A 20,579-nucleotide genomic window follows, 5' to 3' on the forward strand; every position below is an offset into this window, starting at 1 on the left:
AATTCAGCCCGGGCTTTCGTACTTTTAGCGAGGTGAATCTGCAGCAGGTCTTTCGTTTGCGCCATGTGCTGCTGTTGTGCTTTTTCCTTTCGGGCACAGCGGCCGGGCTGCACGCACAAACCTCCGACAACCTGCGCAGCCGCACCCTCGCTCCGGCCGATACAATCCGGCTCGACACACTCAGCATCATCCCCGAAACATTTCTCCTTCGCCTCGGTACCGATACTGTGCCCGCTTCCTGCTACCAGCTCAACGCCGCTGCTGCTTATGTCGTACTGCCGCCCTGCGCACCACGTACCGATAGTTTGCGCATCAGCTACCGCGTGTTTCCGGTGTACTTTGCGGCCACCGCCCGCCGCAAGGATCCCGTGCAGCTTACCGCACCACCCGGCCGCAGCATCAACCCGTTTGTATATAAACCCGGCGAACAAAAGCGCGATGATATCTTCGCCATGAACGGGCTCAACAAAAGCGGCTCACTGGCACGCGGCATTTCCTTTGGCAACAACCGCGATGTATCGGTAAACTCCAGCCTCAACCTCCAGCTCTCCGGCCGCCTTACCGAAAACATCGAACTCACCATGGCGGCTACTGATGATAATCTGCCCATTCAGCCCGATGGGACCACGCAACAGCTGCAGGAGTTCGACCGGGTGTATATTCAGCTGGCAGGCAAAGGCACGCGCCTCATTGCGGGCGACTTTTTTACCACGCGGCCGGCGGGTTATTTTATGAATTACAGCAAGCGCGGGCAGGGTCTTTACGTAACCAGCCGCCAGCGTGTGGGCAATGCCGCCTCGGCCGATTCGCTCAAACAGCCCTTGCTGCTGGTAACCGGCGGCGCAGCCGTATCAAAAGGAAAATTTGCACGCAACATCGTGCAGGGCATCGAGGGCAATCAGGGCCCCTACCGCCTGCGCGGCGCCGAAAACGAATTGTTCATCGTGGTACTTTCCGGCACCGAAAAAGTGTTTGTGGACGGGCAGCTGCTTGTGCGCGGACAGGAGAACGATTACATTATCGACTACAATACGTCGGAAATTACATTCACCGCAAAGCAGCTTATTACCAAAGACAAGCGCATTGTGGTGGAGTTTCAGTACACCGACCGCAACTATGCCCGCTCGCTGCTGCTGGCCGGGGCCGAATACCGCACCCAGCGCTGGGGTGTGCGGCTGCAGGCGTTTTCGGAACAGGACAGCCGCAATCAGCCCCTGCAGCAAACACTTACTGATGTGGACAAACTCACGCTCACACAGGTGGGCGATACACTTTTGCAGGCCGTAGTACCCGGGGCCGACAGTGTGGGCTTCAGCAATGATGTGGTGCTTTACCGCCAAACCGATACGCTGGTAAACGCCGCGCTGTATCCCGATGTGTTTGTGTTTTCAACCGATCCGTCGGTGGCGCACTGGCGGGTTACGTTTTCGTTTGTGGGCGCGGGGCGCGGTAATTACCGGCAAATCAATGCCTCGGCAAACGGAAAGGTGTTTGAGTGGGTGGCGCCCGTGGGCAATCAGCCGCAGGGCGAATACGAGCCGGTTATTCTGCTCGTTACACCCAAGCAGCGCCAGCTTGTTACATTCGGCGCCGACCGCCGCACCAAGAAAAATGCGGTGTTCAGCGCCGAGGCGGCTTACAGCAACAACGACCTGAATACATTCTCTGCCGCCAACAGTAACGACGATAAAGGCTATGGTTTTTTTCTGCGCGGGGCTGATACCTTGAAGCTGCGCGATTCGCTGCGCCTGCTGGCCGATGTGAGCACTGAAGTAGTGAGCCGCTTTTTCACGCCGGTTGAACGCTACCGTGCCGTGGAGTTTGAGCGCGACTGGAACCGTGGCTTTCAGAATGCGGGCGGTGCGGGCTGGCAAAATACATCGGGCAGTGCGCTTTCGCTGGCGGCCGCAGCGGGGCAGCAGCTGGCGCAGGGCGGCGTGCAGTTGCAGCGTTTAGGCTTTGGCACGGCCGGCTACCGGTTTGGTATGTTTCTCGAAGGCAGCAACTACACCGGCTTGCGGCATGCGCTCACTACTACGGTGGCACGCGGCGGTTTCAGGCTCAGTGCCGACGGGAGTTTGCTCACCAGCACAGGTGCGGTGGGTGCCACTGAATTTTTGCGCCACAAAGTGGCTGTGCAACAAATTGTGGCAAAGAAATGGATGATTGCCGCACGCGAACAAACCGAAACTTCGCGTGTACAAAAGCCGCAAAGCGACTCGTTGCAAACCTCCAGTTTCGGGTATTTCGAGTGGGAGGTGCGCGCCGGTACGGCCGATTCGGCTTTGCGTGCGTTTCAGCTTTTCTACAGCCGCCGCAACGATAATCTGCCCACGCCGCTTACACTCAAACAAGCGGCCATTGCCGAAAACCGTGGCGGCACATTTTCGCTCAAACAAAATCCGAACCAGCAAATCCGCCTCACACTCAACTGGCGCACACTGCGCATTACCGATACCGTGCTGGCTCCGCAGCAGCCCGAAAACACACTACTCGGCCGCTTCGAGTACAATGCGCGGTTCTGGAAAGGTATTGTAACCGCGAATACATTCTACGAAGCCGGCTCCGGACTCGAAGTACGCCGCGAGTTTTCGTACCTCGAAGTGCCCGTGGGGCAAGGCACCTACACCTGGACCGATTACAACGGCAACGGCGTAAAGGAACTCAACGAATTCGAAATAGCCGTCTTTACCGATCAGGCTTCCTACATCCGCATTTATACGCCCACCAATCAGTTCATACGCGTGTACACCAACCAGTTTACACAAAGCATAAACGTGCGTCCTGCCGTGCGCTGGGCCAATGAAAAAAAGTTCAAAGGCTTTCTGGCGCGACTGTCTGATCAGTTTGTGTATCGTGTGGAACGCAAAACTACCAGCAGTGATGCGGCTGTAGCATTGGTGCCGCGCCTCGACGATGCGAATGATGCCGAGCTTGTGTCGCTATCGGCCTCGGTGCGCAACACGGTTTTCTTCAATCAGCTCAGCAGTAAATTCGGTGCCGATTTTTCGGTGCAGGATATCCGCAGTAAAATCCTGCTCACCAACGGACTCGAATCACGCGGCAACACCTCGCGCGAGTTTCGTGTGCGCTGGAACATTACACGCGCACTGCTGCTCAGTACCGAAATGAAGGAAGGTGTAAAAACAAACAGCAGCCAGTTTTTCAGCACGCGCAATTTCAGCATCCGCTATTACGAGGTGGCTCCTCAGTTCAGCATTCAGCCCGGCACTACATTCAGGCTCAGCATTGGTTATCGCTATGCGCAAAAGCAAAATGCGCCGGGCTTAGGCAATGAGAGTTTGTTTCTCAACAAACTCAGCACTGAAGTAAAATACAATGTACTTTCAAAAGGCAGCCTTAACGCCGAGCTTGCCTGGATCAGCATGAACTACAACGGCAGCGCCACTTCTGCCGTAGCGTGGGATATGCTTGAGGCACTTAAGCCGGGGCAGAATTATACCTGGCGTGTAAACTGGCAGCGTGCACTTGCAAACAACCTGCAGCTTACACTCGGCTACGAAGGACGTAAGTCTGATGCAACCAAAGCCATACACACCGGCAGCGCACAAATCCGGGCCATGTTCTGATTATTTGCCGTTTACCACAAACGATTGTGGCCGCGAATTACCGTATTCCTCCCTCACAAAATAAATTCCGGGCGCAAAATCATTAACCCGCACAACCGTCTGATTTCCCTGAACGGGTATCATTTTTATCACTTTCCCGTTTATGTTTGTGATGATGTAAGTAGTATTAACCGGTGCAAGATCATTTCTGCGGATGTAGAGTATATCACTTGCCGGATTGGGAAAAAGCTGAAAGGCAGATTCAGAAACCGACTCATTCCGTATTGATGTAATACCCGGAATATGAACCCTCAGATAAGCTGTGGCATTGGGGCGCAGCGGAAATGAAAAGACGGAATCTGTAATTGTAACTGTGGTTGAGGTGAAATTGTTTCGGAACGGATAGAGATAAGCCGTAGCCGTTTGTCGTGTATATCCTGCATTAATTAAGGAATCATACACAGGTATTACATTGTTTTGAATTGAGTCAACAATTATTAATTCTCCGCTGTGCTGCCCTGTAATTCCGGTAAGTTGTAATGTAACTGTGCGTCCGTTTCGGAATACGGAATCGGAATACTGGTAGTAGGGAATTAACTGATTAATTGCCGTGGTTAACGGTGTGGTGGCCGGAAGCTGAATAAGTCCGCGATAAATGGAATCGAGCAGGGTTTCGGATGCCAGCCCTTCATTGATAAGATCGTTTGTGTTGAAGTTCATTGTGTAGAGCAGGCGGGCTGTGGCTTCCGAAACAGGCGGCAGCTGATAAGCGGCAACCACAACCTGAAGCGTGTCCTGATGTGATGATGCGGCTGCCAGCAGATTTGTACTGTCTGAATAGTTGACCGGAATTCTTGCCCCTTGCAGCCTGTTCAGCAGTTGCATTGATTTCCAGGCAGGCTTGTGCAAGCTGGCCCAGCTTACCACACCGTAGTCGTTGTGAAATTCGGTTGCGGAAGAATCAAAATCCTGCCAGGCTGCTACCGACTGTGCGCTTGCGCCGTATGCTTGCAGGAGTATGGTGTAATACGACATATACCCGCTGCTGTATTCCGTATCGCGCAGCGGTGTGGCAAGGTTCCATTCCGATACCATGAGCGGCACAAGCCCGTGCCCCGAACTGATTAATTTCTGCCGGAGAAACGTCATTTCCTGCGGAATGGCGTGTGCAACCACATCAAACTTATGCCAGGAGATAAAATCGAGCGGCGTGCCCCAGCTCACACAACTGTCGATAAGATTGGCAATAATGGTTTGATTGAGTTGAGTCTGACTCAGCGTACCAAGCGGAGGAATGGAGCCGAAAATTGAGGTAAACTGCGAAACTGCAGGCCCTCCTACACGCACGTTCGGGTGCGCTGTTTTTATGGCTGTATAGCTGCGGTGAAAGAATTCGAAATATTGCTGCGGAGTGCCTTGCCAGTAGAAATTATCAGGCTCATTCCAGATTTCGTAGTCAATATCAAGCCCCCATTGTACACTCATTTTCTGCACCACACTGTCGAGCAGTTCAGCCCAAACGGTATAATTGGCCGGAGGATGACCGTGATGCACATTCCACGACGGATCACCGGCACCGGGAATGGGAGCAGTATTGCTTGAGGAACTTAACCACAGCGGCATTTTCAGAATGGGCATTATTATTTTGTGGCAATGCTGGCTCAGCGTAATTGTTCCCGGCCTCATGGCTTCAAGCACGGTCATGGCATCGGCAACAGAATTTACGCCAGCCCAGTTTATTGCCGTTTCTATATTGTATATCCTTACTGCATCGTAATGAATGCCGCTGTTGTAAAAATCCATTCCGCCGGCATTGGTCTTTGGCGAATAATTTACGCTGGCAGTGTAGCAAACAGGCACATTTCCCGCCACCTGAAAAGGATTGATACGTAGCTGTTGCGCATTGGCACTTTGAATTGCGGCAACAATAGTAAAAATGAACAGGAGTAGTTTTTTCATGGCAGGAGCGTAATGTTTATTCGCGCCACTCGGGGAACGACACAAAAAATGTGGTGCCTTTGTCTTTTGCGGTTTCAAACCAGATTTTGCCGCCGCAGTGCTCCACAATGTTTTTCACCATGGCCAGACCAAGCCCCATGCCGGCTGTTTTGGTGGTGAAATTGGGCACAAATATTTTGTCAATCACCTCGTCGGCAATGCCCGTGCCGTTGTCGGCAAAAGCAAGCTGGTAGCGCGTGCCGGTGTCTGAAATTTCGCGGGTAAGCAATACGTTGATTTTGCCCTGCCTTTCTTCCGGAATGGCCTGCACCGCATTTTTGAGCAGGTTGTTAAACACGCGCACAAGCTGCTCTTTATCGGCAGCTACCGGGGCTTCGGAAATTGAGCCGGCATCGAAGTTTATTTCTACGCCTTCGCTTGTTTCGCGGAAAAGCTCAACGGTGTTTTGTGCCATTTGCAGCAAATCCATGCGTTCGCTGATCACCTTTGGCATTTTGGCGAAATCAGAAAATGCGTTGGCGATGGATGCAAGCGTATCAATCTGCTCGATGATGGTTTTCGACATGCGCTCAATTTTCTCGTCAATGCCGGGCGCTTTGTCTTTGTAGGCGCGCTCAAGCAGCTGAATGCTCAGGCGCATGGGGGTGAGCGGGTTTTTGATTTCGTGTGCTACCTGCTTGGCCATTTCGCGCCACGCACTTTCGCGTTCAGATTGCGCCAGCTTTTCGGCACTCAACGCAAGCTCGGTAATCATGCGGTTGTATTCAAACACCAGACTGCCGATTTCGTCGGAATTCTGCCACGTAATCGGGTCGTTGGTTTTGCCAAGTTTTACCTGACGCATTTTTTCCTGTATCAGCCGCAGCGGATGTGTGAGGTAGTTGGATACAAAAATGGCCGCCAGCACAGAGAGTGCAAACAAAAACACGTAAATATTGATGAGCGCCACAAGAAACTGAGAAATTTCCTTTTCAAGCGCACTCTGCCGCGCAAAATACGGGAAGTTGAGGTACGCCTCCAGTTTACCTTCCTTGTTGCGCACCGGCAAATAGGCCGAAAGATAATCGAGATTGCCAATGTGCTCATCGTGAATAAATTCTGAAACACCTTTCACACTCAGCTCCAGAAACGCCTCCGGATTCATCTTGCGCGACACAAGTCCTTCATCAAACAATTTCTGCCGCGATGAGGCATATAAATCACCCTTCAGATCATACATATTCACATCTGTCCCGAAAACAGTGGAAATATCATTGAGCAGATAATTTGCAAAAGCCGGATTGAGTGAATAATTTTTCTCCTTCAGATACGCCTCAATTTCCAGTCGCGCCGAATGCGTTTTGTCGCTGATAATTTCCTGATTTTTGGTTTGATACTGGTTGCGGATAAACACAATTGAACCTACACCAAACAATCCGAGCGACGTAAGAATAATGAGCACAAATACAAGCTGTATGCGCGATTTGAACGAGAGATTGGAAAAAGTAAATCCAACCGTAAACAATTGCCGCAAGGCAAACAGCACAATCAGCAGCAGGCTGAAAATGGTAAACAAATAGGAGAATGTGGTTAAGCGCCCCAGCCAGCCAATGAGGGGTTTGCTGAGAATAACCAATGTTTGCGCATCAGAGCGATATACCAGATGATTCCAACCGTCGTGTTTGATAAACTCGGAAGGCTTGCGTGTATTGAGTTCCCCGGGATGCAGGTTGAAGGTGTATTTGCCCGAATGATTGAGCAGCTCGTTGTTTTTGTATTTGGCGTAGGAATAGTTGATGAGTTTTTTGTTAATGCCGAGTTCACGGTCGAGGAGAAGTTCGGGGAAGCCGATTTCCTGCACCATGAGTTTCGATTCGAGTTCGATGAAAAGCTGCCCCTGCCCCAGCGGCTTTTTCTCGCCCGGAAATTGCAGCATAATTAATCCTGCATAACTGGTTCGGCCCGAATTGAGGTTGAGGTAATGAAGCTGCTCACTCATTGTAGGGCTTCCCTTTTCGGCAACGAGTTCTTCAGCCAGCGTAAGGCTTTCGGTCCACGGCGATTCTGAACGGTGCAGGGGCGAACAGAGTGTATCGTAATAGGTTACGCTGAGGTTGTATTTGTTGTCCCAGAAGCCGTTGAAATAATTCTGGCGGATGTATCGGTCAAATACATTCCAGTCGGGCTGCTGCTGCTGCGCCATTGCAATAAGCACGGTATCGGTGCTGAGGCGTGGCTGGAGTTCGAAGAAAAGTTGCTCGGCCACCGGATCCTGTTCGGCGGCAAGTTTTTCAGCGAGAAGCAGGCGTGTGTCGTGTTCTTTATAGCGGCTTTCACGAATGAGCAGATGGGTGGACACGAGCGAGAAGAAAAAGAGCAGCACCACAATCATTACAAATGAATAGGGCTGATTGTGTTTGCTGAGCATGAGCAGCAGCAGAATGCCGTATGGCCAGCTCATCACCAGAATATCGGCCACGCCAAGCAGGTGCATCACGGCAATGTGTACGCATATAGCTGCAACCAAAAACAACCAGCGATGCAGTGTGCGGGTAATGAACCGGTGAAGCCAGCTGTTGAGCCAGTTGGCCAGCACGAAAAACGTACCAAGCAGAAACGTGAGCAGCAGCAGTGAAATATAACTGAAGCGGTTAAGCGAGAAAAAATCGTTGAGGTTGAATGAAATGTCTGAGTTCTGCACAAGGCCGCTCACCATAGTATTAATCATCATTCCCGCGCTGCCCAGCGCCAGCAAGGCCAGTAAACTTAGTGCGGCTCGCAGCGGGTAGCGTCGTGGCAGCGGCCAGGTATGCGGCGGCAAACGGCGTGTTACATACCGGGCCAGATACAGGAGCAGCAACGCATTAATAAAGAAATCGCCAAGCGAGGGCAGCCAGAACGAATCGGCATTGCCGTAGTGAACCGGACTAAACATCGGCAGTTCGTCGAACAATGCGGGTATGTGCAGCAGCATACACAGCACACGCAAACCTGTTACCACGGCCACAAACAGCAGTGTGGTGTAAACCGTGCCGATGCTCCTTGACAGTGCTTCACATTCGCGACGGATAAAAAGTATAAGCAGCACAAACCCGCATATATACAGCAATACGGCCAGCCAGTCGCGCCAGCCCAAACCGGCTGAGGCCGATACTGATTTGGTGGTGAGCGTGAGCAGGTAATTACCTTCCTTGTCGCTGATGCTGTTTATGGCGTTGGGCGTGCCGCTCTGGATATCAGCTTCGCCGGGCAGCGAAAATGAAGGATGAAATTCGTTTTGCAGGTATTCGTTCTGGTACGGATAAGCGTACTTGATAAGTATTAGTCCGATATAAATGCGCCCTGTATTGTCGTTGCGCTTACGTACCTCGAACCAGCCGTTTTTCAAACGCGCCAGCCGGTCGTCGAGGCATACTTCCTTCATGTAATTTTCAACGGCAACGGAGTTTTCCGACCAGAACTTGAGCGTGTCCTGTTCATAAATCAGGTACACGAAGCCTTGTTTGCGGGCCGTTTCAATGAGGTCTGATGGCTGTTGCCGGAAAATATCGGCGTATGATTTGCCTGTGGCAAACTGTTCGAACCGTGCAAGCTGCTGTTCAATTAAGGTTTCCCGCTTATGGAGCGTTTGCGTAAACCGTGCGGTATGCAGGCCCAGCGGGTTGTTTCCGGCCCCTGCACTGCTGCCCGATTCCTGGATGAGCCAGCCCGGCAGCATACACAGCAGCGTGGCTGCAAGCAGACTAAACCGGTGTTTCAGTAAGGCAGGGAGAGAAAAACGGGCCATATTTTGCCAAGATACAAAGCTGCTGCCAAAGCTGGCAAATACAGCCGCCACCAGCCGCAAAAATCAGGCCGTAACCGCTATTCAAATTTATACCGTGTGCCGCCAATCTTGGCTTTGTCGGAAATGAGTTCCACAATATATTCGCCGGGAAGAAAGGTATAATCGGCATTCGGTTTGGCACAGTATATCAGTACCGATAAATTTTCATTCTGGTAATCCACCGATTTTTTTGCGGCAAAATAGGTAGTGCCACCGTTGTAGGAAATACGGTGTTCCGCATCCATTGCCTGTGTCAGCTCCTGCCCGTCGGGTGTAATTATCCGTACATAAATATCCTTCATCCCCGGTTTGGTGGTGGGGTTGCGTACCAGTTCAAATGTCACTTTAAGCCGGTCAATTTTTGAAGCTTTCGTTACCTGATTTTCTTTTCGTCCCCCACGCTTTTCGTCCACACCGGCTAATACAATATTGGTTGCCGCAATCCGGGCCGCCTCGTTTAGCCGGCCCTGCAGGTTTTCGGTTTGCCGGGTAAGTTCGCTGGAGCGGTCGCGTTCCACACTCAGTTCTTCGCGCACCTGTTTGCCTTCAGCACGCAGGCCCTCGTTGAGGCGGGCCATGGAGTCGATGGTGCGCACATAGCCTTGCATAACACTGCGCAGGGTGCCCATTTCCTTACGGAGTTTGGCAATAACGGCAGCGTTGTTTTTGTTGCGTTCGGCTTCTTTCTTGAGTTCCTCGATCTGCGCAATTTTATCGTTCAGCTCCTTCTGCAAATTGGCATCGTTGGTTTTCAGGTCTTCAAACTGGCGCGAAAGGTCGTCGAGTTCGTCCTGAAGCTGATCGTTTTTATCGCCAAGTTCGGTTACAACAACCGTTTGTGTTTGTATCTGGTCCTGCTTCTCCATAAACTTCCAGCCCAGAAAGCCGGAAATGCCGGTGAGCACGAAAATGATGCTGAGGTAGGTAATGTGCAACCCCTTGTTGCTTCGGGGTGCTTGCTGTTCAGGCTGTTCCATACGATTTCTTCTTCTACTTCGGGAAGGATGCAAAAACCATTCCCGCTGCATAATCAAACGTCAGAAAAAACGGCTTATTTCTGTAAGGTTGTAAAAACGACTTGTTGACATCTCGGTATGAATAACCCTGAAAAAGAGCCTGTTTGCCGTTTTGGCGCTGTTTGCCGGGTTGTTTTGAATGATTACAAAGGTAATAAGCCGCTAAATTTTTACTTTTAAAATTCGGCGTTACGTCCGAAATAACAGATTAACTGCAAAAAACAGTATGCCGGTTTCACTTTCCTTTCACGCTGCAAAGTCGTTCCTCGGGCAGCTCGGTACTGATTTGTCGGGGCTATTGTTTCCCAAACTCTGCGCAGGTTGTGCTGATAATTTGCGTGTGGGGGAGCAGGCTATTTGTATGTCATGCCGGCTCGAACTGCCACCGGCCTATGATTTTGACGAGCCCGCCGAAAATGCGTCAGCGCGGGTGTTCTGGGGGCGTATTCCTTTTCGGGGCGTGGGTGCCGGTTTTGTGTTTAGTGGTAAAAGCCGGCTGCAGGAAATCATTCACCAGCTCAAATACAATTCGCGGTCCGATGCAGGTGTGGAACTGGGGAAAACAGTAGGGCGTAAGCTGATCGGGGCACATCCGTTTTGCACGGCCGAGTGTATAATTCCGGTGCCGCTGCATGAAAAACGGCTGCGCGAACGCGGCTATAATCAGGCGGCTGAGTTCGGGCGCGGACTTTCGCAGGTTTTGAATATTCCGCTTCAGGAAAATGTGCTTTTCCGCCTGCAGGCCACGCGCACGCAAACCCGCAAAACACGCGCGCAGCGCTGGGAGAATGTGAGCGACGTGTTTGCCGTGCGCAATGAAGCAGAAATAACCGGCCGGCATATTCTGCTGGTTGATGATGTGCTCACCACCGGCGCCACCCTCGAAGCAGCTGCCAGTCCGCTGCTGGCTATACAAGGAGTCTCCGTAAGCATCGTTACCATTGCCGCCGCGCGCAACTGACAGCCGCCAGCTGCACATCGCCAAAAGATGCAAAATGCCGCACCGGCCTGCTGTGCATAACCCCGCCAAACTCGTTACCTTTGCCCAGCTATGGCCGAAACATTGCTCATTACCGGCACCACACGCCGCGAAATCTACCACTCGCTGTTGCCGCAGATTGCCGCACTCACCGAAGGCGAAACCGATTTTACTGCCAACCTCGCCAACGTGGCAGGTGCGCTGCGTCAGGGGCTGGGCTTTTTCTGGGTGGGCTTTTACCTTGTGCGTGGCGGGCAGCTTGTACTTGGCCCTTATCAGGGGCCGGTGGCCTGCACACGCATACAGAAAGGCAAAGGTGTGTGCGGCACAGCCTGGGCCGAAAACCACACACTGGTAGTGCCTGATGTAGATGCTTTTCCCGGCCATATTGCCTGCAGTTCGGCTTCAAAATCAGAAATCGTGGTGCCGTTGCATGATGCGCAGGGCGAAGTAATTGGTGTGCTGGATGTGGACAGCGATACGCTGGCCGATTTTGATGATACGGATGCGGCTTACCTCGGCGAACTTGCCAAACTCATTACACAACTTTATGTACGTGCGGCACAGGCTTAATTTTTTGTGGCTGGCTGCGGTGCTGCTGCTGCTGGCGCGCTGTGCACAGGTAGTTACGCCAAACGGCGGGGCTAAAGATACACGCCCGCCTGTAGCCGTAAAATACAGCCCCGACAGTGCCGCCGTAAACGCCAATGCACAGCGTGTGGTTATTGAGTTTAATGAGTATGTGACTCTGAGCAATGTAAACGAACAACTCATTATTTCGCCGCCGCTGGCTAATCCGCCAGAAGTAAGCATCCGCCGCCGCGAAGTGGTGATTGACTTTAAAGACACACTGCGCCCCAATACAACCTATACACTCAGCTTCGGAAATTCCATCCGTGATATTACCGAAGGCAATGTACTTGATAATTTCCGCTACGTATTTTCAACCGGTCCTGTGGTTGATTCGCTTCGTATTCGCGGCCGTGTAACGGATGCGTTTACGCTGGCGGGCGAAAAAGAGGCACTGGTTATTTTATACAACACCGCTGCTGATTCGGCACCCCTGAAAATGCGGCCGTGGTATTTTACCAAAACCCGCGCCGACGGCTCGTTTGAGCTCACCAACCTGCGCGCGGGCAGCTACAAGGTAGTGGCCATTACGGATAAAAATGCCGATTACCTCTGGCAAAACGCGGCCGGCGAGCGCATTGCCTACCGCGATTCGCTGCTTACACTCAATGCAAATTGTGATACGCTGCAACTGCGCCTTTTTCAGCAAACCGAATCCAGACAGCGCGTGCGCAACACGGTACAGGTGGCGCCGGGAAAAGTAATGGTGTACTTTGCCTTCCCTGCAAAAAAACCGGAACTGCGTTTCACAGAACCCCTTTCCCCACAAATCAAACTTTTCACCGAACGCAACCGAACAGGCGATACACTTACCCTCTGGTTTAGCAGCAACACTACCGATACACTCGGACTCATTGCAGCCGATGGCGGTGAAATATTTGACACAGCCGAGGTCCGGATTTTTGATCCCAACGATAAACGCTTCCGCCCGCGGGGCGGACAGCCCGATGCGCGTAAACTCATGGTGTATGCCACTGTAAACAACAACCAGAAAGCCGATCTGTACTCGCCGCTGGCCGTGCTTACATCAATACCCGTTCGCGAATTCAATGCAGCCGGAATTATCCTTACCCGTGGCCGCGATACACTCCGCATCAACCCGCAGCTCGACAGCCTTTCACGCAGGCGTATTCAGCTGCTGAGCACGCTGCAGGAAGACTCGGCCTATAAACTCGTGGTGCTGCCAAACACCGTAACCGACTGGTTTGGTCAGCGGAATAAAGACACCATTACAATCAACTTCCAGCCCCGCACGCCCGACGATTACGGAAACCTCAAAGTCACCACCCGAAATCTCAAACCCGGAAATTACCTGCTGCAGCTTCTCAACGAAAAAGGACTGGTAGTAAACGAATACACGATTACTTCCGATCAGTCCGTGTCTTTCGAACATCTGCTGCCGGGACAATATGCGCTGCGTTTGATTACCGACACCAACAAAAACGGCCGCTACGATTCAGGCAATTACACCGAACACCGCCAGCCCGAAATTGTAAAGCTGTATGGCGGAAATGTAAAGGTCAGAGCTGGCTGGGATCTGGATATCGACTGGAAGATGAAGAAGCAGTAATTTGCGCTACTGAACCTTCGGCAAACTACATCAGTTCAAATTCGTCGGCATCCATTCCGGCTGGGAAATTACTGCGAAACTGTTCGAGATTGTTCAGGTCAAATGTCTGACGTACTACCTGAGGAACATTGTATTCATAGTAATGCATGTTTTCGCCTTTGAAATTGAGTAACAATGAACGGCCATCATGCGGTATATTTTTACCATCCCTACCAATACGGTTTACACCAATTACATAACATTGGTTTTCAATAGCCCTTGCCCGCAATAGTGTTTCCCATTGAAAAGAACGTGCTTCGGGCCAGTTGGCTACGTATATAAGTATGTCGTAATCGGCAGTGAGGTTGCCTTGTTCGTCTTTTCGGAACCGGTTGCGGCTCCATACCGGGAAGCGCAGGTCGTAGCATACGAGCGGACAAATTTTGAAGCCGTTAAGTTCGGTAATCAGTTTTTCTGTGCCGGCTGTGTAGTGTTTGTCTTCACCACCCATGCGGAAGAGGTGGCGTTTGTTGTAGTATTTGACTTGGCCACCGGGCGCCACCCAGAGCAGGCGGTTGTAAAAGAGGTTGTTTTCTTTGATAATGATGCTTCCGGTAATCACTGCATTGTGTAGTGATGCCTGCTCCTGCATCCATTGTGTGGTAGGCCCGCCGGGCGCCTCGGCCAAACGTTCGGGCGACATGGAAAAACCGGTGCTGAACATTTCGGGCAGCACGATAAGGTTGGGGCGCATCTCCTCTTCATCGGCTGCCATTTCACGCATAATGGCGCTGAAATGCCTGCGGTTGGCATCAGGATTTTCCCAATGCAAGGCGGTTTGCACAGCCGCAATATGAAGTTCTCCGGGTTGCATGTTCAGACCTTGCAAAGTTTTTCGGCGGCAGCTTCCAGCGTTTCGTCTTTCTTGGCAAAACAAAACCGCAGCACATTGTTGTAAACCGGTTTGTGGTAAAATACCGAAACCGGAATGGAAGCCACACCATGCGTTTTAAGTAACTCTACGGCATAGTCGGTGTCTTTTGCGTCGGTAATACCCGAGTAATCGAGCAGCTGGAAATAGGTGCCCGGACTGGAGATGAGTTTAAAACGCGAGTCTTTAAGAAGGGCGTTAAACTTATCGCGTTTCTGCTGGTAAAATGTGTTCAGGCCGAGGTAATGTTCTTTCTGGTCGAGAAACTCAGCCACGGCCACCTGCACTGGCGTGTTGCACGAAAACACCAGAAACTGATGCACCTTCCGGAACTCCGCCATCAGTTGTTTCGGCGCCACACAGTAGCCAATTTTCCAGCCGGTGGTATGAAACGTTTTGCCAAATGACGACACAATAAAACTGCGCGAAGCCAGTTCGGGATATTTCGCCATACTCTGGTGCGGTAAGCCATCAAACACCATGTGTTCATACACCTCATCGGCCAGAATAATAATATCGGTGTTTCGCGTAAGATGGATGAGCTGCTGCATATCCTCTTCGCTCAGTACCGCCCCGGTGGGGTTGTGCGGCGTATTCACAATAATCATCCGCGTGCGGTGATTCACGAGTTTTTTCACCGCACCCCAGTCGATGTGAAAATCCGGAGCGCAGAGTTGGGCATATACCGTTTTGCCGCCGTTGAGCTCAATGGCCGGTTCATAACAGTCGTAGGCCGGCTCGAAAATTATAACCTCATCGCCATCACGCACGGTAGCGGCAATGGCGGTGTAAATGGCCTGTGTAGCCCCGGCGGTAATGGTTATTTCGGTTTCAGGATCATACGCCGTGCCGTAAAGCATCTGTGTTTTTGCACAAAGCTGTTCGCGCAAACGCGGCAGCCCCGGCATGGGTGCATACTGGTTGTGCCCGTCGCGCATGGCTTTTGATACAAGATCAACCAGTTCTGGCGGGCAACCAAAATCGGGGAAACCCTGAGAAAGATTGATGGCGTTATATTCAGCCGCCATGCGCGACATGACCGTAAATATGGTAGTCCCCACGCGGGGCAGTTTCGAGCCTAAGCTTCCTGAATAATCGGGCATACGTAAGGGGAAAGGTTAGCGATATATAAACAGTACAGGGTAAAAGTAAGTGATAACAGGCGTAGAAAAAACACCTCCTGTGTGTAAACTGTACGAACGGGCGATTCTCCGCTGGTGCAATAAGTTGGTATGTAATGTTAAAAACGCCCTTTTTCGCCGTATCTTTCGGAAAATTAAATCTCACTCAATGATTATTGCGAAAGACTGTGTGGTAGCTGTAAACTACCACCTCACCACTCCCGGTGAAAACGGCGAAGGTGAAATCACTGTAGAGCAAACCTCCGCTCAGGATCCGTTTGTGTTTCTGTTTGGCGTAGGTCAGCTTCTGCCCGAATTTGAAGGTAATCTTGCCGGCAAACAAGTTGGAGATACATTTGATTTCCGGATCGAGGCCGAAAACGGCTACGGTGTTTACCAGCTTGAACACATCGTGAACATCCCGATGACCGCTTTCCTCGACGAAGAAGGAAAACTCGATACCGAAATGATTGCCACCGGCAAATCAGTGCCCATGATGGACAATGAAGGTAACCGACTCTGGGGCAAAGTACTTGCCGTGGAAACCGAGCATGTGCGTATGGATTTTAATCACCCCCTTGCCGGCAAACAACTCCACTTCGTTGGCGAAGTGGTAGAAGTGCGTGCTGCAGAAGCCGACGAACTGGCTCACGGCCACGTGCACGGCCCCGGCGGGCATCACCACTAAACAGATAAAAAAACTCCCGGCTTTGCAGTCGGGAGTTTTTGTTTTATTCGAGCTGAATTCATATTCAGGCAATACCTCGCAAATTATCAATATTCAAAAACTCCCGCCAGTCGGCCAGGTTAGCCATCACCTGAAGCTGGCGGTAACGCTCGTGAAATGCCACATCGCTTGGCTGCGCGTTTAATTCTTCTATTCGGAAGCGATCGAAATTATAGAGTGCCAGACGTTCGTCCTCGGTAAGATATTCGCCGTTGAATTCCCGGTCGCGCAGGTCATTAATGCTCACGCTGCCACCAATATTCATCTTGGCAAAAAACTGCTGAAAGGTTGTATTACGCGACGACATATATCGTTTGTTCATGCAAAATTAACGAGCCTGATCGAGCAAACGTTTCAATAATCCTGCCGCAGTTATTAACAGGTGTTGGTTAATGATGAGTTACAACGATTTAGCAGGTGAAAAAAGTGCCCGGGCGGAACTATTGTCCGCCCGGGCATTAAATAATTTCGACAGAAAAGTGGTTGTTTCCGGTTATTGCGGTTTGATTACCGCCCGGGGCATGCGTTTTTCACGGGCATTCAGACTGTCAATCAGCATACGCGCATTGGCATCGCCGGGGCGGGCGGCAAGTGCACGGTTGAGCAGCACACGTGTTCTCGGATAAAACTCGGTTGTGTTTATTAATGCATTGGCAAGCAAAATATTACGGTCGGGGTTGAGCGAGTCGGCCTGCCAGAGTTTCATGAGCGAATCATTCTGATGTGCCGCGCGGAAGCCATTGCCAATCTGATTTACATCAATGCGCGAGGCCTCGCCGTAGCTTTGAGCCAGCCTGTCTTCATCGGCCGCTTTCTGAAAGGCTTTTTCAGCCTCGCCAAATTTCATGGCCATAAAGCTCGATCCGGCATAGTCGGCCCAAAGTCCTGCATCGCCGGGGTTGGAGGTGGCGGCCAGTCTGTACCAGTAAGAGGCTGTGGCGTAATCTTTTTTCACAGCGGCCTGTCCGGCCGGGTTCTTGAAGAAATTTACATAACCCAGCAAAATCGGGTTGTTGCGGAATGCGCTCTGTGCATTGCCCCAGCAAACGGCCGCATTTTCCACATCACCACGGTGGTAGTAGCATAACCCCAGATTAAGCCAGCTGTTTACATAGCGGGGGTGCAGCTCGGTGGCTTTCTGCAGGTAAGGCAGCGCCTTGCCCGACCAATACAACACGCTGTCTTTGTTTTTGTCCACGTGCACAAGCGCCTTGTTCATGTATTGCGCGCCCGCATTGCCATTGCAAAGGGCGCTGTTGGGTTTGTGCGTTACATCGTGTGTAAACAACGTGAAATCATTTTTCCAATACGGGTTGCGGTCAATTGTAACCAACGCATACGGAATGCCCAGCGCCAGCACAACACCCGCCGGCACAAAGCGCCCGGCTGTTTTCAGATACTGTGCCAGCCACACTACGCCCCAGGCAATGGCCATGGTAAAGCCCAGCGAAGAATGAAAGATCAGACGTTCGCCCATAGTAGCGCCGATATCCATGAGGATGTTGCACACCAGCGCAAAAAAGCCCAGGTAAAATGCAATGGCAAAACTCAGCACATGCTTTCGCCTGAATAGCCAGATCATAAGACCTGTGAGCAGCACATAGATGAAGAAGGAAAGATAAACCCCGCCATCGCTGAAACTGGAATACGGGAAATGCTTGTAGGAGTAATCCGACGAAAGCGGCGAAGGCACCACCAGCAGCAGGAGGTAATCATCAAGCCGGTTAATCTTCGAAGCCATGCGCTGGTGCGATTTGGCATACATGTAAGGCTCATTCAGCGGATCGAGTGCGCTGCGGTCGGGTTTACCCGCGCCAAGTCCCACCGCATCAAAACGCATTGCACCATAAATCACAAACACGGCCGTAATAGCCAGCAAAGGCTTCGTAATGGCATTTTTATCGCCCCGGAAAAGGTAGATGGCCATGGGCAACAGCACAAGTAATGCAAAGGCATATTCTTTCGAAAGCAGTGCAAGGAATAACCAGAGCGAACCCAGCAACAGGTGTTTCAGCAAACGGGTATCGACATAACGGAAAAACGAAATGAACGTGAGCGCAATAAACAGGAGCGAGAAAATTTCATCGCGGCTTTTTACGTTGGCCACTACTTCTGTATGAATGGGGTGCATACCGAAAAGCAGCACGGCAATAAAGGCAATTTCGGTATTGGTTCGAAACACACACTCGCGCAGAAAAACCAGCAACACCACCAGCAACAACGCATACCACGCAATCTGAAAGCCGTGGCGCAACGGAGCCATTTCGATATTGCTGGCCGTTATTTTTTTGTCGAGATCAAGGCGTTCTTCAATTAATTTGTTGAGTTCCTTTTGTTCCTCTGCGGTAATGTTTGCTTTCTTTTGAAGTTCAAGCACACGGTCGCGCACAAACTCAAAACGTTCACCGTAGCATTCACCAAACAAACCCTGTTCAATGGCAAAGCTCACAATGGAAAGCGGACGATAACGGCCACCGGCCAGCTGCTGTTCCACACCCATGCTTTTGTAGAAACTCTTGTACGCATCGTTGGTGAGAATTTCGCCGATACCGCCAAAGCCTTTTTGTACAAAGGTGTTCTGACGCATTACAATATCATCGTCAAGCGCGTATTCGTTTTTCAGCGTATTGGCATAAAAACCTACAGCCACCGCCACCAGCACGGCGGCCTGCACCCAGAAATTGCGGGTAAATAAATAGGCTGTACTTTGTAAAGCAGGCAATTCAAATGAAGCCTTCTTTTTGGTTTTGGCAGTTGATGACATAAGCAGTGTAAACGGGCTGGCACTAAACTACGAAAAATGTAGCTGTGCGTAGTTGACCGGCGGGGGAATGAAATGAGGTTGAATCAGTATGGCGTGCCAATAATTTACTGCATCAACACTTTTCACACACATTAATTTCTAATTTCACACAACCAATTCCGGGGAAAAACAATCAGTTTATGAGCGATTTCGGCGCATACATATCAATTTCCAAAACCGATGAATCTTCCTTTTCCGATCAGGAACAGGAAGCCATGAAAGAGGTGTGTGAGGAAGTAAAAAACCGCCTGCAGTTGAAAAACTCAATGGGTGAATATTACTACTACAATGTAGGCCGCTCCATGCGTGTGGGTTCGGAGGAATGCTTTGAACTTATTGTGCTGCTCTCTGATTACTGGGGTGATGCCGAAATGTTTAAATGGCATGGTGAAGTGGATGAAAGAGATGCACGGAAAATTGCCGCCGTACTTACCGAAACACTCGGCAACGGTTATGTAATTACCCCAAAATTTGAGTGGTGGTAAACCGAATTGCGGTTTTATAAAAGCCTACAGCCAGCCTTTTTCTACAATGTCGCGTGCGTGATAGGTAATGATAATATCAGCACCGGCACGGGCAAAGGCTGTCATGTTTTCCATTACAATGCGCGGCTCGTCAATTAGTCCGGCAGCAGCGGCATTTTTCACCATGCTGTATTCGCCCGAAACATTGTAGCAGGCCACCGGCACATTTACTTGGTCTTTTACGCGGCGTATAATATCGAGATAAGCCAGCGCCGGTTTCACCATAATTATGTCTGCGCCTTCCTGCACATCCAGCAGTGCCTCGCGTATGGCTTCGTTGCCGTTGCGCGCATCCATCTGATAGGCTTTTCTGTCGCCCTGCTGGGGCGATGAATCGGCAGCTTCACGGAACGGGCCGTAGTACGCCGAGGCAAATTTTACCGCATACGACATTAGCGCCGTGTGCTCAAAGCCATTGCTGTCGAGCGTTTCACGTATGGCGCCCACACGGCCGTCCATCATGTCTGATGGTGCCACCATATCGGCCCCGGCCTGTGCATGTGCCAGCGCCATGCGCGAAAGCAGCTGCACCGAACTGTCGTTCTGTACTTCGCCATGATGCAAAATGCCGCAATGTCCGTGCGTGGTGTAAGCACATACGCATACATCGGTAATTACATATACATCATTACCAAACGCATTTTTCAGCGCCTTCACAGCGGCAGGCACAATACTGCTTTCGCCGTGTGCAGTGTGTCCGTCTTCGCTTTTTTCTTCACCTACACCAAACAACAGCAGCTTGTTTATTCCGGCTTTCAATCCTTTCTCTGCATCCTTCAATAACGTATCCACCGAGAAGTGATTTACACCCGGCATGGCCGAAATCGGATTCACCACCCCGTTTCCGTGTGTCACGAAATACGGATAAATAAACATATTGCTGCTGAGCCTTGTTTCGGCCACCATATCGCGGATAATAGCGTTTCGACGGTTGCGGCGGGGGCGCTGAATAATGTTCATAGCTGT

Annotated in this window: 14 protein-coding genes; 6 read left to right on the top strand and 8 right to left on the bottom strand. The window is 51.1% G+C overall.

The window, feature by feature from the left end; all coding sequences use genetic code 11:
• Positions 1-32: 32 nt before the first annotated feature.
• Entirely contained in the window at positions 33-3,590 is a 3,558-nt protein-coding gene (locus tag IM638_04465; GenBank protein MCA6362265.1) for a hypothetical protein, read from the top strand.
• Here IM638_04465 and IM638_04470 read toward each other — a convergent pair whose 3' ends face one another.
• The 3 genes from IM638_04470 to IM638_04480 all read right to left on the bottom strand — a co-directional run bounded on the left by IM638_04470 (position 3,591) and on the right by IM638_04480 (position 10,310).
• Positions 3,591-5,528, bottom strand: a complete 1,938-nt coding sequence (locus IM638_04470; GenBank protein MCA6362266.1) for a T9SS type A sorting domain-containing protein — start codon at positions 5,526-5,528, stop codon at positions 3,591-3,593.
• A gap of 16 nt (positions 5,529-5,544) precedes the next feature.
• Entirely contained in the window at positions 5,545-9,294 is a 3,750-nt protein-coding gene (locus IM638_04475) for a GHKL domain-containing protein (GenBank protein ID MCA6362267.1), read from the bottom strand.
• 77 nt (positions 9,295-9,371) lie between these two features.
• Positions 9,372-10,310 (bottom strand): hypothetical protein, encoded by a 939-nt coding sequence (locus tag IM638_04480; protein ID MCA6362268.1) that lies wholly within the window; start codon positions 10,308-10,310, stop codon positions 9,372-9,374.
• 265 nt (positions 10,311-10,575) lie between these two features.
• Between IM638_04480 and IM638_04485 the strand changes: the two genes are divergently transcribed.
• From IM638_04485 to IM638_04495, 3 genes are all read left to right on the top strand, one after another.
• On the top strand, positions 10,576-11,310 hold the full coding sequence (locus IM638_04485) for a ComF family protein (GenBank protein ID MCA6362269.1): 735 nt from the start codon (positions 10,576-10,578) through the stop codon (positions 11,308-11,310).
• Between the two features lie 90 nt (positions 11,311-11,400).
• Positions 11,401-11,901: a GAF domain-containing protein gene (locus tag IM638_04490; protein ID MCA6362270.1), complete on the top strand. Its 501-nt coding sequence runs from the start codon at positions 11,401-11,403 to the stop codon at positions 11,899-11,901.
• Positions 11,879-13,528 (top strand): Ig-like domain-containing protein, encoded by a 1,650-nt coding sequence (locus tag IM638_04495; protein MCA6362271.1) that lies wholly within the window; start codon positions 11,879-11,881, stop codon positions 13,526-13,528. Before IM638_04490 ends, IM638_04495 begins: the two co-directional genes overlap by 23 nt.
• A 25-nt stretch (positions 13,529-13,553) precedes the next feature.
• Here the strand turns inward: IM638_04495 and IM638_04500 are convergent, their stop codons facing one another.
• Both IM638_04500 and IM638_04505 read right to left on the bottom strand, forming a co-directional pair.
• Positions 13,554-14,381 carry an amidohydrolase gene (locus IM638_04500; GenBank protein ID MCA6362272.1) on the bottom strand — a complete coding sequence of 276 codons (828 nt, stop codon included), beginning with the start codon at positions 14,379-14,381 and terminating at the stop codon, positions 13,554-13,556.
• 2 nt (positions 14,382-14,383) lie between these two features.
• Entirely contained in the window at positions 14,384-15,541 is a 1,158-nt protein-coding gene (locus IM638_04505; protein MCA6362273.1) for a methionine aminotransferase, read from the bottom strand.
• A 187-nt stretch (positions 15,542-15,728) separates the two neighbouring features.
• On the opposite strand from IM638_04505, the gene IM638_04510 reads away from it, so the two are divergent.
• On the top strand, positions 15,729-16,247 hold the full coding sequence (locus IM638_04510; protein ID MCA6362274.1) for an FKBP-type peptidyl-prolyl cis-trans isomerase: 519 nt from the start codon (positions 15,729-15,731) through the stop codon (positions 16,245-16,247).
• Between the two features lie 64 nt (positions 16,248-16,311).
• On the opposite strand, the gene IM638_04515 is transcribed toward IM638_04510, so the two are convergent.
• Complete coding sequence (locus IM638_04515) at positions 16,312-16,608, bottom strand: hypothetical protein (protein MCA6362275.1); 297 nt, start codon at positions 16,606-16,608, stop codon at positions 16,312-16,314.
• A gap of 171 nt (positions 16,609-16,779) precedes the next feature.
• Positions 16,780-19,050 (bottom strand): hypothetical protein, encoded by a 2,271-nt coding sequence (locus tag IM638_04520; GenBank protein MCA6362276.1) that lies wholly within the window; start codon positions 19,048-19,050, stop codon positions 16,780-16,782.
• Positions 19,051-19,229: 179 nt separating this feature from the next.
• Between IM638_04520 and IM638_04525 the strand changes: the two genes are divergently transcribed.
• Entirely contained in the window at positions 19,230-19,574 is a 345-nt protein-coding gene (locus IM638_04525) for a hypothetical protein (protein ID MCA6362277.1), read from the top strand.
• A gap of 24 nt (positions 19,575-19,598) precedes the next feature.
• Here the strand turns inward: IM638_04525 and hemB are convergent, their stop codons facing one another.
• Complete coding sequence (hemB, locus tag IM638_04530) at positions 19,599-20,573, bottom strand: porphobilinogen synthase (GenBank protein MCA6362278.1); 975 nt, start codon at positions 20,571-20,573, stop codon at positions 19,599-19,601.
• Between the last annotated feature and the right edge of the window lie 6 nt (positions 20,574-20,579).

The organism is Bacteroidota bacterium, from assembly GCA_020402865.1.
Lineage (GTDB): Bacteria > Bacteroidota > Bacteroidia > Palsa-965 > Palsa-965.